Annotated in this window: 13 protein-coding genes; 5 read left to right on the forward strand and 8 right to left on the reverse strand. The window is 50.4% G+C overall.

From position 1 onward, the window contains the following. The 6 genes from J4G02_01955 to J4G02_01980 all read right to left on the reverse strand — a co-directional run. A partial coding sequence (locus J4G02_01955; GenBank protein ID MCE2393359.1) for an Ig-like domain repeat protein occupies positions 1-3,949 on the reverse strand: 3,949 nt, incomplete at its 3' end. 256 nt (positions 3,950-4,205) lie between these two features. Next, positions 4,206-4,457, reverse strand: coding sequence for a hypothetical protein (locus J4G02_01960; GenBank protein ID MCE2393360.1), 252 nt, complete (start codon positions 4,455-4,457; stop codon positions 4,206-4,208). Positions 4,458-4,501: 44 nt separating this feature from the next. Then, positions 4,502-5,416 (reverse strand): Gfo/Idh/MocA family oxidoreductase, encoded by a 915-nt coding sequence (locus tag J4G02_01965; GenBank protein MCE2393361.1) that lies wholly within the window; start codon positions 5,414-5,416, stop codon positions 4,502-4,504. Between the two features lie 60 nt (positions 5,417-5,476). Beyond that, the gene (locus J4G02_01970) at positions 5,477-5,794 is read right to left on the reverse strand and encodes an NIPSNAP family protein (protein ID MCE2393362.1); all 318 of its coding nucleotides are present in this window, start codon (positions 5,792-5,794) and stop codon (positions 5,477-5,479) included. 114 nt (positions 5,795-5,908) lie between these two features. Next, positions 5,909-6,937: a lactonase family protein gene (locus J4G02_01975; protein ID MCE2393363.1), complete on the reverse strand. Its 1,029-nt coding sequence runs from the start codon at positions 6,935-6,937 to the stop codon at positions 5,909-5,911. Positions 6,938-7,181: 244 nt separating this feature from the next. Further along, positions 7,182-8,711, reverse strand: coding sequence for a hypothetical protein (locus J4G02_01980; GenBank protein ID MCE2393364.1), 1,530 nt, complete (start codon positions 8,709-8,711; stop codon positions 7,182-7,184). Positions 8,712-8,859: 148 nt separating this feature from the next. On the opposite strand from J4G02_01980, the gene J4G02_01985 reads away from it, so the two are divergent. Continuing rightward, positions 8,860-9,966: a hypothetical protein gene (locus J4G02_01985; GenBank protein MCE2393365.1), complete on the forward strand. Its 1,107-nt coding sequence runs from the start codon at positions 8,860-8,862 to the stop codon at positions 9,964-9,966. Positions 9,967-9,970: 4 nt separating this feature from the next. Here J4G02_01985 and J4G02_01990 read toward each other — a convergent pair whose 3' ends face one another. After that, the gene (locus tag J4G02_01990) at positions 9,971-11,200 is read right to left on the reverse strand and encodes a hypothetical protein (protein ID MCE2393366.1); all 1,230 of its coding nucleotides are present in this window, start codon (positions 11,198-11,200) and stop codon (positions 9,971-9,973) included. 282 nt (positions 11,201-11,482) lie between these two features. Between J4G02_01990 and J4G02_01995 the strand changes: the two genes are divergently transcribed. From J4G02_01995 to J4G02_02010, 4 genes are all read left to right on the forward strand, one after another. Then, positions 11,483-12,472: a Gfo/Idh/MocA family oxidoreductase gene (locus J4G02_01995; GenBank protein ID MCE2393367.1), complete on the forward strand. Its 990-nt coding sequence runs from the start codon at positions 11,483-11,485 to the stop codon at positions 12,470-12,472. Positions 12,473-12,526: 54 nt separating this feature from the next. Next, the gene (locus J4G02_02000; protein MCE2393368.1) at positions 12,527-13,342 is read left to right on the forward strand and encodes a phytanoyl-CoA dioxygenase family protein; all 816 of its coding nucleotides are present in this window, start codon (positions 12,527-12,529) and stop codon (positions 13,340-13,342) included. A gap of 285 nt (positions 13,343-13,627) precedes the next feature. After that, a complete protein-coding gene (locus J4G02_02005) occupies positions 13,628-14,458 on the forward strand; it encodes an aldo/keto reductase (protein ID MCE2393369.1) in 831 nt (276 codons plus the stop codon). 43 nt (positions 14,459-14,501) lie between these two features. Next, positions 14,502-15,257, forward strand: coding sequence for a phytanoyl-CoA dioxygenase family protein (locus J4G02_02010; protein MCE2393370.1), 756 nt, complete (start codon positions 14,502-14,504; stop codon positions 15,255-15,257). 20 nt (positions 15,258-15,277) lie between these two features. On the opposite strand, the gene J4G02_02015 is transcribed toward J4G02_02010, so the two are convergent. Beyond that, positions 15,278-16,339, reverse strand: a complete 1,062-nt coding sequence (locus J4G02_02015) for a DUF1611 domain-containing protein (GenBank protein ID MCE2393371.1) — start codon at positions 16,337-16,339, stop codon at positions 15,278-15,280. Positions 16,340-16,388 lie beyond the last annotated feature (49 nt).

Raw genomic sequence — 16,388 nt, forward strand, 5'->3', positions numbered from 1 at the left:
GGATGACTGTCGGCGGATTGGTGTTTGCCATTACAGAGACGATAGTTGGGATAAACGTATCGTAGACAAATGTGTACTCGACATCTGCACTGTTGCCGACTTTATCGAAAAGTGACAACTGGATGGTGTATTCGCCATCCGCTGAACCGTCTCGTGATAGCGGCTGGTTCAGTTCCCAAGTGATTGATGATTGTGCTTCCTCTACCGTTTGATGCCCGGGAATTAGTGATTGGTCTGGAGTTTTTAAGAAAATCGTCGTGCGATCAAAATCAATACCTTCACCGCTGTGGTCACCCAATATCGCACTGACCTCGGTGAGTTGGGTGACGGAGGCAAATTTAGCCGGTGTTGTGGAGATAACTTCCGGTTTGCGCGTACCGTAGAAAAATTGGAACTCAACTGGATTGGTGAGCGTGTTGCCTGCTAAATCTGTGGGAGTTACTTGAACCCGGTAGAACCCATCGTCGGATCCATCAGCACGTAACGGATTGAAGGAAAGAAAAACTGTATCTACCCCATTATCAGTCTGGTTTGCGCCAACCGGCGTCCCTTCCGGTCCGATGAGGCTTACGGTCGTCCGCAAAACATCCATACCGCTGCCCTCTCCATCAGAAAATCCTACGGTAATCTGATTGATTGGGGACGTAATCAATTGGGTCTCGACTCCGGATAGTTCTATAAGTGTCCCATCGTTCTGTGTGACGAGAGCGGTATGAATAGTGGGCACCTGCGTGTCGTAGCGTAGCGCAAAGGTTTCTTCTTCCACGTACCCAGCTTTATCGACAGCACTGACACGGAGCGAGTACAGACCATCAAAGTTACCTTCGCCGGTGAGAGGGGTTTCCAGCTCCCATCCGATTATCGCTTCATCATCATGATATGGCGAACCGGGGACAACCTCCCCCAAAGCATTTAACAACTGAATGGTTGACCGATTGAAATCAATGCCGGTCCCAGCATCGCTAACAGTCGCTTCTACCCGCGTCAGAAATTCACTCACGTTGGAGACAGAAAGCGTCCGTTCAATGTGACTGACCGCTTGGATGGTCGGCTCCTCGGCATCGTAAATAAATCGCTGCGGAATACTGTAGTTGCCCGCCTGATCCACCAACGTAACAATAAGGGTATATGTGCCATCCTCTGGAAGCACACTAGAGCGAAACGCAAATCTACTTGTACCATCGCTCGTTTGCGCACCGTTAACCATAGCACCGTTTACATCAAACAACTCAAAGGTTGATGCGGCAGCATCAAATCCACTTCCCTGCACACCTGCAAAATCGTCGGTCACTTCAAGTTGAACTTCAATTCGCTCTGTGGTAAGCGGATTTGCGATCTGAGGACGGGAGCCAACGGTGATTGTTGGAGGCTGACTGTCAAAAGTCAGCATGAAATCCTCTTTGAACGTTTTGCCGATGAGATCGGTATATTGAACGTTGACAGTGTATTCGCCATCCGCTGACCCATCCCGAGAAAGAGATCTGTCAATTGTCCAGACAAGACGAGCGCTCTGTTCATCAATTATCACGGGTTTTGCTTCTATCACTGTCCTATTCCTGCTGACTGTTACCGTCGATTTTGATTCAGCAAAGTCAAGCCCCGGCCCTATGTAGTTGAACAGTTGTGCATCAATTGTTGTCAGATTGCTGATTCGGGTATCAGTGGGGGTATTCAGACGAATTTCCGGCAGTCTTGATGCAATGAAAAATTGGCGCCGAACGGTTGCTCCAGCATTGTTCGCGCCGTCTACAGGAGTGATTTCGATGGTGTATTCGCCATCCTCAGATCCGTCAATTGCCAGTGCTTGTGCCAATGTCAGAGAAACTATGTCCCTGCCGTTGTCGTGCCTCCCGGTACTCACTTCACTTCCGTCCGTACGGAGTAACCTCACGCCGGTGGCGGAAAAATTAACTCCACTGTTGGCATTTAGGACAACTGATACCTGTGAAAGGGAAGAAACGGTTTCATTTTCGGCCGGAGTCGTTGAGATAATAGCAGGAACTTGTGTATCATAAGCGATTTCAAAGTTTTTTGTTTCAGTATTACCAGCTTTGTCTACCAATGCCACTCGAATGCGATAAGTGCCGTCCTGACTCCCGTTGCGACGTTCAAGCGGTTGGTTCAGTCGAAATTCCAGCGTGTCATCATCCTCATCAGGTGTTAGTGTTCCCTGAACTGGGACTGGCACTATCCCTGCTCGGGGAAGACGAACCATTCCAATGGCTGTTTTACTGAAATCAACGCCACCGCCACTTTCATCGTCAAAAGTTGCAGTCACCACGGATAGGGAACTGTTAAGGAACGCTTTCGTGCCCACTGAAGGGTTCAGGTGAACCCCACCCTCTGATGTCAGTGAAACTAGCTCAGGGGCTTGGGTATCGTAGCTGAAAGTGATTTGGGCTTCAGCCACATTTCCTGACCGGTCCTGAGATTGTACCGTTATGGTATAATCCCCGTCGTCAGAACCATCTGTTGCCAGAGAAAATCCCGGTGTCCAGCGGATGCCATGCTCTCCAAATTGACGTTGATTCCCAGCCACTGAGACTCCTTCAGGAGTATTCAAGCGAATCATCGAATTACTAAAGTTGACACTAGTGTCAATGTTGTCCACCAAGGTTACATCTACGAAAGTGAATTTTGTGGTGGTACTTGCATTGGAAGTCAACTTACCAGCATCGGTCGCAATGCTTGTTATTGTCGGAGCAACGTTATCAAAGGTGAAATTGATACTATCCCGGACGATATTGCCGGCTTTATCTCCGCCAGAAACATCAATTGTGTAAACGCCGTTCTCCTCACTGGAATCAAGTGGCTGATCAAGCATCAGCGTGAGACGGCTTGCATTTTCATTATGACTGAGAACTCCATTAACTTGTGCGCCGTTTGCATTCTTTAGGATAATCGTCGTCAAGTTTGAACGAAAATCGATTAGACTCCCATCACCAATGTCGAATATTGCCTCAATCTGTTCAACGGAGGTGTTCTGAAACAAATTCCGACTCGGCGTTATCTCGGAAATGGTCGGAGGCTCTGTATCAATTTGGATAGAGCCAATTCCATAAGTCCCCACGTTACCACCCTTGTCACTGCCATACAGTTGGAGGGCGTAGGCGTTGTCCCTTAGCGGCGTACCCAAACCATCACTCCCCGCCCAAGTAAATGAGTGATTACCTTCCGTAAGGCGTGTCAGAACAAGTGCCGGTTGATCTGACGGATCGATAAATTTCAACTCAAGCTCCGTTAAATCCTCGGAAAGTCCGTAGCGGATCTGTGTTGCCTCCCTGATGGAGTCTCCATTCGGTGACAAATCCCGTTGGGAAACTGTGGCGGATAGTTGCGGCGGTGTATTGTCAATTACCGCTACAAATTCACGTGTAGCGTATCCTGTCTCCGCACTATTGACGCTATCATTGGGGATCCCATCAATTTCAATTTTAATCCGATATCTGCCATCGCCGAGCGGTACTGGAGTTTTCCCTTCTTGTTCTTGATCACTTGAAAAATCGTTTCCGTCCCATACCTTGCGGATGGCTCTTGGATCGTCCTCCGGATGAATGCCAGCACCGAGTTCCCCTTTTACGACCCAATCCTCTTCAGGAAAAAATCGACCATCAGGTGCACCAACCCCACTTGGGCCATGTGTATCAATGATAATCCGATAGTCACCGAGTCCACCATCGGTAACGAAACTAATAAGGAATAGATCTTGTACATCATCTCCATTTGGACTAAAAACAGTATCCTCATTAATCTCATCAATCACCTGCGGTGGGGTTTGAAAGCGTATCGCCCAAACGAGCGATTCTCCACCCATAAAGAAAAGGGACGGGAAGAGTTGGAATACAAAAATAAGGATGAATAAACAGCACCCGTTTTTAGAAAACAGCGTAGAAAGCGCTTGTTTTTTCGGGCACGGATGGTGTTGTTTTGCAGTTTTGATAATTCGCACGCATTTCCCCCTACGATTGCTTAAAAACTACTTTGGATTTCTTTACATTCTTAGATAAATGATGATTAACCGGTCAGGTTATTAACAACGGGACTCAAATTAATTCATTGGACTCGATTTGTGTTAGACGCAAAAATATCAGTTTGGTTGAGATGTGACTAGGCTGTGAAAAGGTGATTTTTTCAGGGTGGACAATTGGGTTGTATTTGATAACATTCAAGAATAGACAAGTTCGTTTTTGACGTCCTTGGTGGTGTTAATTTTCTTCTCGTGCTGTTTGATATTGCTTTTCAGTTAGCGATTTAAGACGCAGATTGCGCGTTTCCAGACACTGCGGACACCTCAATGCGACATAATACTCTTCACTAAACATTTCATCGAGCCAATCGTCTCCGATTACCGGTTCATCCTTCTTCGCTAGAAATTCATCCATCACTTCATATTCTTGGTCGCAGTCGGGACACACTTTCAGATCGTGTCCAATTCGGATAACATCTAGCCAACTCATACTTATCCTTTCAAAGAGGTGTCAGCACCATATCTATGAAACTTTCATTCAGCCTCCGCACAAAGTTGTGCAGCGTGTTGGATACGGCGCATCACCTCGACATTTGCACGGGGACCATCTCCTCCATAGATGGTATCAAAGAACTCTTGTAGACTTTCGCGCATACCCACGAATCCGTAAGCGGGCGTCGAGGCGGGCGTGTGCTCAAGATGCCAATCGCCTGCTTGACCGCGCCATCGCCACTGTCCCGTCTGTAAATCAGCGATAATCTCTCCGGTTCGACAGGCAACAGTCAACTCAATGGCGGTCTCCTGTGGTATCACCAAGTTGAATTCAAGCTGACCGATATAAACCAGCGACGCCCAACCGGCATCCATCAGCGTCCCGTTACTGTGGCGACCTCCCACAACAGACGCTTGAGCCGCGGCTCGTCTGAAGATACAATCCAGAGCATCGAGATACCAACAACCCAGCCACAGGAAGAAACTCTGCCCCTGAACTTCGTCATACCACGCGCCACCTTCATATCCCCAGTTACACCACAGACGGATCTTCGCCATCAACGGTTCGCCCAGCCTACCGGACTGGATACACGCTAATACATTGTCCATAACCGGCAGGTATCGGAGTTCTAAATCGGCTTGCACGACGCATTCACTTGCTGCCAGCGCGTCCAGTACATGCGTGGCTATCCCCGAGTCCTCCGCAACAGGCGGTTCAAAAAACAGATGCTTCTTTGACTTCGCTGCTGATTGAAGGACCGGCGCGTGTAGAAAATTGGGGAGCGCAATTAGGACCGCCTCAACAGTTGAATCGTTCAACAGGTCGTGGTAGTTCTCAAACGTCTTTGTCCCCGTGCCGAATGTTTGCTTTGCGAGTGTTCTTGACCTGAGGCATCTCGCCAAGCAAGGGTGCGTAGGCTTGGCGGGCCCATTGACCAAAACCGATGAGTCCAACATTTGTCATGGTATCATTCTACTTTGCACTTTTCTGCAATTAATCGCTGATAGGTTTAACCCCTACTGCATCGGTGAGAAGGAGGTGGGAATGAGGGTGTCCGAGAGGACTTCTGCAACGATTGGCCCATTCGCTTCGGTTTCTTCTTTGGCTTTGAGCCATTCGGGATCTGCACGGAAAGCCTCCCATGCGGCTTCCATCGCCGCTTCACTTTCATATCTACAGATATACACCAATTCATTGGCATCTGATCGTGTCCAGAATCCGACGACCTCTATGCCATACTTTTTGAAGATACCAAAGGTGATATTTTCAAATCGGCTGAGGATGTTCGGCATTTTGCCTTCAGGAATTCTATAGGTGCGAAGTTCATAAACCATTGTTATTCTCCTTGTATAATATGTTGGTTGTTTGGCGGTGTGAAAATTGAACACCGCTGATCAAAGAGTTTCTCGTGATGCAAAGAGTACATAGGGCAAAAAGCCCAATAAAATCTAGCCTAGTGGCGTTACCATAACCCAGAACGGTTGGCTTCCAACGGCATAGTCTTGAAGCGGCTGCAATTCGCCGGTTGCTGCATCTACACGATAGCAGGTCATCGTGTCTGCAGCCTCGCCTGCCCCGTACAGATAGGTGCCTGTCGGGTCAATATTGAATGACCGTGGACTTGACGAGATTGGAAAATGCCCGAACACACTGAGCGATCCGTCGGTGTCAACATTAAATCCAACGATGCTCTCGTGTCCCCGATTGGATGCATACGCCCACTTTCCATTCGGATGCACCTCCACATGAGCGGTCGCGCCACCTTCTGTGTAGCCTTCTGGTAAAGTCGAAATATTCTGGAAGATTTGGAGCGTCCCCTTTTCGGAATCGTAGTGGTGAGCGGTCACTGTGTTGCCCTGTTCGTTGACGATATAGGCAACATCTCCTTCGGGTCGAAAACAGATATGGCGGGGACCCGTTTCATCGTCAGGTGGTGTGAGCTCGGCGGGATCATTGGGTGTGAGTTGACCCGACTCGCTATCAAAACGAAATTGGTAGGTCCTGTTATTCGGACAGACGTGTGGCACAAAGACGAACTGATCGTCGGTCACTGCGATGATTGCGTGAGCCTTCTCACCGGTATCTACATATTGCACCAGTTCTCCGATTGCACCATCGTCCCCTAGTCGGTGCACGGTAACGCCACCGCCACCATAGTAGGCGGTGAGTAGGAAGCGACTATTTCTGTCTGTGGTGAGGTGGGCGGGAATATCAATGCCGGTGTCCACCTTGTTGATGAGGGTAAGTTCGCCTGAGTCGGTGTCAAGATGAAAACTTGCCAACGTGGTTGATCCCACATGACCATCGTACATTATCTCTCCAGACGGGTGCAGACAGAGGGCACCTGAAGGTCCGTGGGCGTTACTGGTCGACCGTAACTGTAATGCGCCTGAATCGGGATCCATATCGTAGCATTTTATCTGTTCATCCCCAGTGAGGGAAACAAATACGACACATCGGTTTTTATCGGTTTGCATTGTATAATAGGCTCCTATCTCGTAACAGTTCATTAAAATCTATAAAATCCATGCAGGCGAGGAAAATTCAGCGTAAAGATGACTGATACATCATTTTAGACACCGACCCTCCTTTCACACGACCCAATTTCGCACCCGAATGGCTCAAATTCTACCATTTTAGCCCCACTGATGCCAATCGAATTTTATGCGAACCTAGTGCGCCCGCAGCAGTGACTTGAGCCCCGCACAATCGCAGATAGGTCTATTCAGGAACTGATTGTGAACGAACCTGCCACATCGTAACCTCCGGCGGGTCTAGCGTCAAGGAGTAGAGTTTGGTCCCCGGAGAGATATAAAATCGCAACTTGATGTAGAATTCCCTTTCAGGAAGATTGGGGTAGCTCGATTGGCGTTCCTCACTAACGCCGGGCCATCTGGAAATACCATTCCATGATAACACGCTGTCAAGGGTATCACCACGGATAGGATTGCAATCGGCAACGGTGAAACCGGGGATAGGCGCGCCGGTGTCTTCTAACACTTCATATCGTAGTTCGCCTGCTGTGGCGTCCACGTTAACCGTCACCCTTCCCCCTGACTCCTGGCGGAAACGATGCGAGGTCAGGATCCCCGGCGCATACGAATCCGCTTCCACACTGACATAACCATCGGGCCGGAGTTGCGCAACCCCAATACCTGTCTGATGTTCTTTTGGGTTAAGCGCATGGTGCAATCGTGGGGTACGGTTGTTGTGGGTTACACCGACCCCGTTGTAGTAGAACCAAAGCTTCTCATTGTGGTGAATAGGACCAGAGACGTACATAGATCCCCAATCCCATGCGCCGGGTTTGCCACGACGAATAAATGGCTCACGGTATCGCTTCCATGAGACCGTGTCACGGCTTACTGCCAATTGCGGTTCAACGACTCCATCCACCCGTGCTGGCAATGCTGGCGCCCCCACCTCGTTTCCCCAATAAAGATCCGGTTGTTCGATGGCGTATGGTTCGGTCAAATCAGTAAAAAAAACATTGAGCATGATGATATGTAATCCACCGTCTGTACGGTTTGCCATATCATGCCCTGCAGCGTAAAACTCCGTTCCCGGCGGATCATCAAGGTCTTGATCAATGACGGTGCGCAAGCCCGACCAATTGAGGCAGTCTTGACTGTCACGCCGTCCGAGAACACGGGTTCGACGGCTTGAGCCACGCTGGCTATAGAGTATATAAGGCGCGTCGGGGTCCATGGTCCCGCCGAAGGTTTCTGCGGGAGAGCCGAAGGCGAAAAACTGTTTCTGATGATTGTGGGGACCCGAGGGATAGTGGCACCAATTGTATCCATCCGCCGAATAGAGCGCCTGCCAGACATCGTTATGCGGCATAGTGGTTATCCGCTTCCACCGATAGGTTTCATCCGTTTCGTAAGGGTCGTAGAGGATATTCCCAAGCGATGGGCATTCACTGGGCCAACTGATGATGTTGTTGGCTTTGGAACCTTCAAACGCGACGATGCCCAAATTAGGACGTTCCCAATGAACCCCATCGATGGACTCAAGGACACACATCAAAGAGTTTACACCTGTATAGTACATCCGAAAGGTGTGATTTTTCTCATCGTAGATGATCGGTCCGTGGGCGACTACACTTTCCCACGACCGATCTGGGTTGACCGTGTGAAGCGGTTCGTCAACAGTAATCTTCTTTGGACAATTGAGTACGCGATGCGCTCCAACCATCGATTCGATGAAGAAATCGTCTATAAATAAATGCTTTCCTGGATACAGTTCCATGCGGTTTTCCCCTCGGTCAATTGTATATACCGGCTGTCGTGTTAAATCCGTTGACAGGTTGTCAATTGCTGTGCTATGATGATGACGTTTTTTGAGAAACTGTCCATTTTCCGTTTGTTAAGTATACAAAATTGAGGGACCAGAGACAATGAAGAACTCAAGGGAACCGAAACAAGCAGCCTGCGTGGACAATTTACTGCGCCCGGAAGTGCTGGCTGCCTTTGACCGCACGACCTTCGAGCAGGAAGGATTTTGGGTGTGGGAGGGCATACTGACCGACGAAGGTCAAAAGCAATTCACCGCTAGTCTACAGCAACTGCAGCACATGAACGATTGCATCCTTATGGATACCGACTGGACTGCCATCGACTTTGAGGCGCGTGGATTGGCGCCGCCGCCGCCCGAGCAAATTACCCCAAAGTTTTTGGAATCTTGCTGCGGCGGATCAGAGCAGATGCCCAGTTTCCTCAGATCAGAAGTACGTGCATATATGCACGAACATGGACTTCTCGGTCCGGGACCTGCGTTAGTCACGCGCGGATACGAGTCGCAGGGAGTGATGCCGGAATATTTCCCAGCGGGATACGATGACTTCATTATGGATGTCACCACAACCCATCCGCAGATGATGGAACTCTTCAAGAAACTCTTCGGCGACCGCTTTGTGCTTGACCACTGCTTAATGCTCAACCGGGCGGCTGGTTCGCGAGGGAGACGCTGGCACGCTCACCAGTATCGAGATGGACAGTACGAAGTCGAAGACCCTATCGGCACCGGCAAGGCATTAACCCCTGAGTTTCTGCAGCAGCAATGTATCCGAACGCTATGCTATCCAGAAGGGGCAGAGAGTGGAGACGGTGCGGAACTTGGGGTTATCCCGGGATCTCACCTTTACCGGATCCCGTTCAAGTGGAACACAGAACGCCCCGATGAAGACGCGGACATGCAAGCCAATTGGCTAAAGGGAAAGACGCACGCCATCACAGGCAAGCCGTTGGAAATCGTACATCTATCACTACCGCCCGGAAGCATGGTTTCGTTTGTTCACCATATGCCGCATCACGTTCAACGCCGTCCGCCGGGGGCACCGACTCGGTGGGGACTGCTGATGGCGTATCGAACTCCTGACTCTGCAGCTTCTCCGGCCAAGTGGACAGGGGGTATTCCCACCCATTGGGTAGAGCGCACTGCAGCGGCAGGAAAACTCTCTGATGCAGAGCGCCGCGTGTTTGAAGCGGACAATCCCCTGAACTGACCTATCAAGCCTGTGAATCCACAGTCCGTCCGCCCGTCAACTCCCTGTCATAGCTTGGTCGAAACAGCTCGGTGAGCACAGCTGGCAACTCTCCCCGCTGCGCCTTCATTGCCCATACCGGTGGGATCGAATGAGACGGTTGGGCGTAACCGGTCACATCACTTGGTTTCTTGTAGCAGAAAAGCGAGCACCAGCGAGTCTTTCTGTCCAACGATTTGGGTGCCACTGCATGCGCAGCGTGCGACAGACAGCAGACGACCGTTCCCGGCGGAATTGAGAGATATTCAATTTGAAGCGGCTCAGAAGTCACGGGATGCACCCGTCCTGCCAACCATTCCTTCTGCATCTCTTCGTCAGTGTCAGCCCAGCATCCGCCTGGATCCCGAAAGAGATGGCTTCCCCGAATGATTTTCAGTCCCCCGTCGTCCTCAGCTTCAAAACCTTGAGGGTAACAGAGCGTGAGATTGAAATTCGGTTGCGCCTGATACTCCGACAGGCTCGCGGCACCGCAGTTATCAGCGCCGCCGCCGATTTTATGGCTGTGCCACGCGCCACCGGGATAGCCTGGGGGTCTCGTCAATAGCTGGTTATGATCGAAATAGATGTCATCGCTGCCGAGACTCATCCGTTGGAGTTGGAGCATCTGGGGGTGCGTGAGGACATTCATTAAGTACGGAACATGGCCTGCCGGAAAATACTCAGCAAACACACTATGCTGTCGCAACGTCTTCACGCCAGCCCCATCGTCCGACTGTGGTGCCTTCTGGCTCCCTCCGAGGGCGTTATTAATCTCCTCAACGGTGAGAGATTTTGTTGGTGGTGTGCGGCCGAGGGTATCCCAGTCGATCTGGTTCCAGTCTGACTTCAGCAATCTGTCGTTGAGTTGCTGACCATATTTCAGCGCTGCTGTCCAGTCCTCGACAGTTTTCGGTGTCATAACTTCTCCCAGAACAGCGTATCCATCCCTCAAAAAACTAGCGTGGTCAAATTGTGCAGCAACCGCTGACATGTCGAATAGAGGTTCGCGATTCTCTTCTAACCGTTCCCAATCGCTATTAGCCCACTGCACAGGAGAGTGATTATTAACGAGAAAGCTAGGACGGGTGGCACTTGCAAGTTCGCCGGTTGGACGCAGCAGGAGCTGCGCTAGCGTTGGATCGGATACTTCGGGAACGAGAAGCGGATTTTGTGGCATTGTGGGGGCGGAATCAGGAGACGACACTTTTTTCTTCATGGTTAACCTACCTTCCTAGACGCTGCGAAGGGATTTCTGAGAAAATTCAATAGTTGAGATCTGGACTTTACCGGTTTACAACACCGAACTTTTTCTTGATTTGTCGGACCGATAATGATAGTATCTCATTGCAGTTTAGCACCTTGGGGGTCGGCTGTCAAGCGGAAAAAGCTGCGCGATATAACGGGCACCGGAGTTCGTAAAACTTATCTATCCAAGGTCTGAATAACTCCCTGAAGTCTCACAAATTCAGTTACACCCAAATCAAAAAAGGATTCGATGATGCTAAATATTATAATGGCTGGTGCTGGAGGGATTGCCAAAATACACATCAGTTCGCTGATGCGTATCCCTAGCGCAAATATCGTTGGCATCGTTGACCCGAATAAGGAGCGCGCTGAAATCCTTGCAAGTACGGTTGGGACAACGGCTTATAAGAACTTAGAAGATTGTGTGGATGGAGCCGATGTGGTATATATCCTCACGCCCCCTTCTACTCATCGGGAATTGGCGCTGACGGCGATTGAGGCTGGAAAGCACGTTGTCTGTGAAAAGCCAATCTCTATCTCCTTGGATGATGCGGAGGCCATGGTACAAGCCGCCGAACAAGCCGATGTGAAACTGATGGTTGCCTTCAACAATCGGTTTAGAATGGGGTTTAATCGTCTCAAGGAGATGGTTCACGCCGGTACATTGGGCAAGCTTGTCAATATGTGGAGTCAACGGATTGGTCCCGGAATTCCTCAAGGGTACAATTGGCGGACAGATCCGCAACTGATGTGCGGTATGAGCATTGAATCCCTTTCGCACGATATTGATCTTATCCGATGGGTAGCAGGAGAAATCGTCGATGTGCGCGCAAATATCGTTGTGTCCAATCCGGATCTAAAGGGTTTCGATGACAATGCACATGTGGTTATGACCCTCTCCAGTGGAGGTACAGCCGTAATTCATGCTAGTTGGTCCTCTCACCTCGGCATGAACGCCCGCGGGGTGATTGGAACTCAAGGCACAGCGGTTGTGGATGGTCCGGGACTCTGGCATGGAAAACATTTCCGTTGGCAGACCTGTGAGATGGAAAACGAGCACATTGAAGTGATCGATGATTCCTATGCCACCTCAGATTGCTACGAGATGGAAAGTCGGCATTTTATTAATTGTATAGCCAATGATCTACCTCCAACAATCACGGGCGTCGACGGCTTGGAGGCTCTCAAGGTCTCGCACGCCATACTCGATTCTCATCAGAAAAAAGAGGTGATTTTTTTGTGATTATGCAGAACATGACGTCAACCATTTTGTGGGAAGGTATATGTGGAGGAAAATATGCTCACCAAACCACAGCGACAGCATTTTGAGGTGTTCGGATTTCTCGTGCTTCGGCAACTGTTCTCCCCTGACGAGATGGCTACCATCCTCCGTGACTTTGAGGCGGCGATGCTCGAAGACCGAGATGGTAAACCCTTCGATGGCAAGATACGCCAGCAGGTGAACGACTGGTATCTTGGGCGACCTTGTGCCGAGTTGTTGATTGATAGCGAGCGCATTTGCGTACCAATTGAGCGACTGTTGGGCCCCGGTTATACATTCAAGCAGGGAAACGATGGCAACTTCTATGTGGGAGATACCGGTTGGCATCCGGATCTTGGGTGGGATCCGCACATCCCGGAGGGAGAGAGTGATCCCAACCGAAATGTCGCCCAGTGGCAGTATCATTATCGTCCAAGTATCAAGGTTGCGTTTTATCTGGATTCGGTCAGCAAGGACACCGGCTGCCTTCGCGTCATTCCGGGCGCACATCGGAATCCGTACCATGATCGGTTGTGGTCGCTCCACCTGAATGTCCCTTCCGCTGCTTCGGAAGATGACACCTACAAATTCGAGAATGTGCGTCCAAAACTCCTTGAAATGTGGGAACATGCGACCGGTGATAAGGAAGGTAGGGAACGATTCCTGTCAGATCCTGACATGAATCATTTTGGACTAGCGCCGTGCGACATTCCAAGTTTCCCCATTGAGTCTGAGCCGGGCGATGTCGTATTCTTCAGCCATCAACTTTGGCATGCGTCGTTCGGGGGGCGTGTGGGGAGACGGATGTTCACGCTAAACTTCCGAAGTGCACCAACTGATGATGATCAGTAGGGCATAGTATCTTATTTAGATAGGACTTACGCAGCTGAACGTTCAATGCCTTGTAGTTCGGCGATTTATCGGGGCCCCGATAAATCGGGATTCAAAGTAACTGGACACCGTTCCCAACCCTAGTCTCGGAACGGACGCCCGATGAATCGGGCAACTACAGCAGAGACTCCATAAGGAGTCCGTAGGGAACAACGACCGTTGTTCCCTACTGAAATGCGTAAGTCCTATTAGAAAAATTTTGTAGAAAGGTCTGTTATGGAATATCGTGAATTTGGAAGGACAGGAATGCGACTGAGTGTCATAGGGACTGGCGGTCTCCTTGCGCACTATTGGGAGGGAGAGTCCGGTCATCCGCCACCCGAAGAGAAGCGGCGGATTTATCTGCGAGCAGCCGAAGCCGGGATAAATCTATTTGACATGGGCTACGGGGATGAGATCCATATCCCGGAAGAGTTGAAGGGTAATACGGACGAACGTCACTTTTCTCTGAAAGTTGGCGCACCCGCAGCAGCAGACTTAGAGAGCATAATTGATAAGCATCTCGTGAATCTACGCAGAGACGCGATTGACATCCTCCGGGTGCACTATTACGCGTATATGAAGGATGTCCAGTTGAGGAAACGAATCGCCGATCTCAAACAGATGGGTAAGGTGCGATCGCTTTGTACAATACGCCACTTTGAGGAAGACCAAGATGCCTATGTAACACGAGGACCAGAAAAGGGGGCAGACGCAGACTTGGTTATCTACAACTATGTTTGCCGTGGTCAGGCAGCGGGTATTCGGGCATCGTCCAAAGCGGGAAAGGGAGTCTTGGTGATGAAGGCGCTCGGCGGACAGTACCTAAGTTGGGGACATAAAACTGGGACGGACTGGACTAAAGCGACAGAGGAAACTCTGGTACAACTCTCGCCTCTCGGTGAGAGTATGCGCAGCGAACTATCGCTTGTCTATTCTTTTACCGCTGGCCCGTGGAGTGAATTGGCTGAATCAAGGGAAGATATTTCACCAACCGGTAAGGCGTTGTCATGGGTGCTCGAGAACCAAGGCGTATGCACTGCTCTGGTGGCGGTTGCCAGTGTCGCGGAACTTGAGGCTGTTTTGGAGGGTGTATAGAAGATCCCTCCTACCGATTAGGGGATTGTTGAGTGAGGTTTTTATGGATATACAATTAACATCTGTTCAAGAAGAAGAATATCAGCGCAATGGTTATACTATCGCCAAAAGTGCCTTCGATCCAGATGAGTGCGATCGGTTTATCGAGTATATGATGGACCTACACGCCGGGCGCAAGACTGTCGAAGGCTACCCCCCGCGTGAGCCGGACGACTGGCAGCGGACGCATAATCGCTCCCTGCACGAACCTGTGGGGCTAGAGTGGATGCTGGACAGTAGACTGTACCAGCCGTTGCGGACACTCCTCGGCGATGAACCGGATGCGGTACAGAGTATGTATTTCTATGTCGGTTCGGAGCAGCGTCGGCATCAGGATGCATACCATCTTCCGGGCTGCATGTCGGCATGGATTGCCCTGCAGGAGGTTGGCGCGTGGAACGGGAGCATCCACGTTCAACTCGGTTCGCACAAAGGACCAGTTATTGATAAGAAGGATTTTAGAACTGACGAAGACGGCAAACCGGGACCTTGGTATGGTTGGCAGCACGAAGACGCATTCGAGGTACTGTTTGAACGCAATGGGCTTCCAGAAGTCGCCGTCGAAGCCTCAAAAGGGGACGTGGTATTCTTCCACGGTAGGCTTATCCATCGGGGCGGTCCCATTCTAGAGCCGGGGGCATTTCGCCACAGTTTCGCGTGCCACTATATTCCCCAGTCTTTTAATCCTTGGCCCTATGAAGCGCTGCCGCGGTTGCGGATCTCATTCGATAGGGTTTGTCGATTCACACCGACCCACTGATAGACGAAATATTGTCGATTCTACATTGATTGAAGTTTCTGGATCGCATCAACCAGCTTATCCGCTCCAAAACGGATAACATCCGTGGCGGGTAAACCTGTCTCTCGCTCTGTGTCTTCAACGGCTTGATGGGCTTCTTCTTCGGTGAGATCAAAACAGTTGAGACCAATCCCAATAACTTTGGCAGGTTTAATGGGATTGGCGAGCATCTCATATTGACGGATCAATTCCGGCACAGGCGGAAGTGGTACAGTGTACCGGGCGACAATTTTTCGTGAGGGTTGATGGCAGAAGATTATTGCATCGGGCATCGAGCCGTGCAGGAGACTCAACGTAACGCCCGAATAGCCGGGGTGCACCAGCGATCCCTGTCCCTCGACAATCAGGAGGTCACGCGCCTTCGTTGCCCCTTCAAGGACGATTTCCTCCGACGCACCCGCTGTGAAATCCGACACCACCGCGTCAATGGCGATCCCCCAACCAGAGATCATGATGCCGTTCTGGCCGGTCGCACAAAATTCGGCGTCTACACCCCGATTTCTCGCTGTCTCTGCAAGTTCGATCGCTGTCACCATCTTGCCGATTCGACAATCTGATCCGACGGTCAGGATAACCGTTTGATCTACTTCGTCCGCTTTACAAGTAGCAATAGGAAGGTCTGCTGGCGGTTTACGCACATCCCACAGCGTGACGTTGTTACGTTTGGCGAGGTCGGCAAGTTGTGGATCATCACTCAGGAACCAGTGGAGTCCACTCATGATATGCAGCCCATGTCCGATAGCTTCTTTCAGAATCGTTATCCACGGTTCAGGCAATTCACCCCCCGGCGGCGCGATTCCGATGGCGAGCATCGTTGGGTTCAATTCCATCGCTTCCGCAAGGCTGCTAAGTACCGGAATCCCTTCTCCAATTTCAATGACTTCGCTGACATCTTTCCCGGCTTGTTCACTGTCAATAACAGCAACGACGTTCTCGGTATGGTAGCGCACCAATACTGTCGCAGCTTTTGATTCAAGGATACCGAAGGAACCTTCGGCGAGAATGACCATTTTATGTTCTTTGGGATTGAGTTGTTGTGCCATATAACTTGTCCTTATGTTTCTAACAGGTTTTGTCATTGTTCCGCTAATC

This window comes from Candidatus Poribacteria bacterium (genome assembly GCA_021295755.1).
Classification (GTDB): Bacteria; Poribacteria; WGA-4E; order WGA-4E; family PCPOR2b; genus PCPOR2b.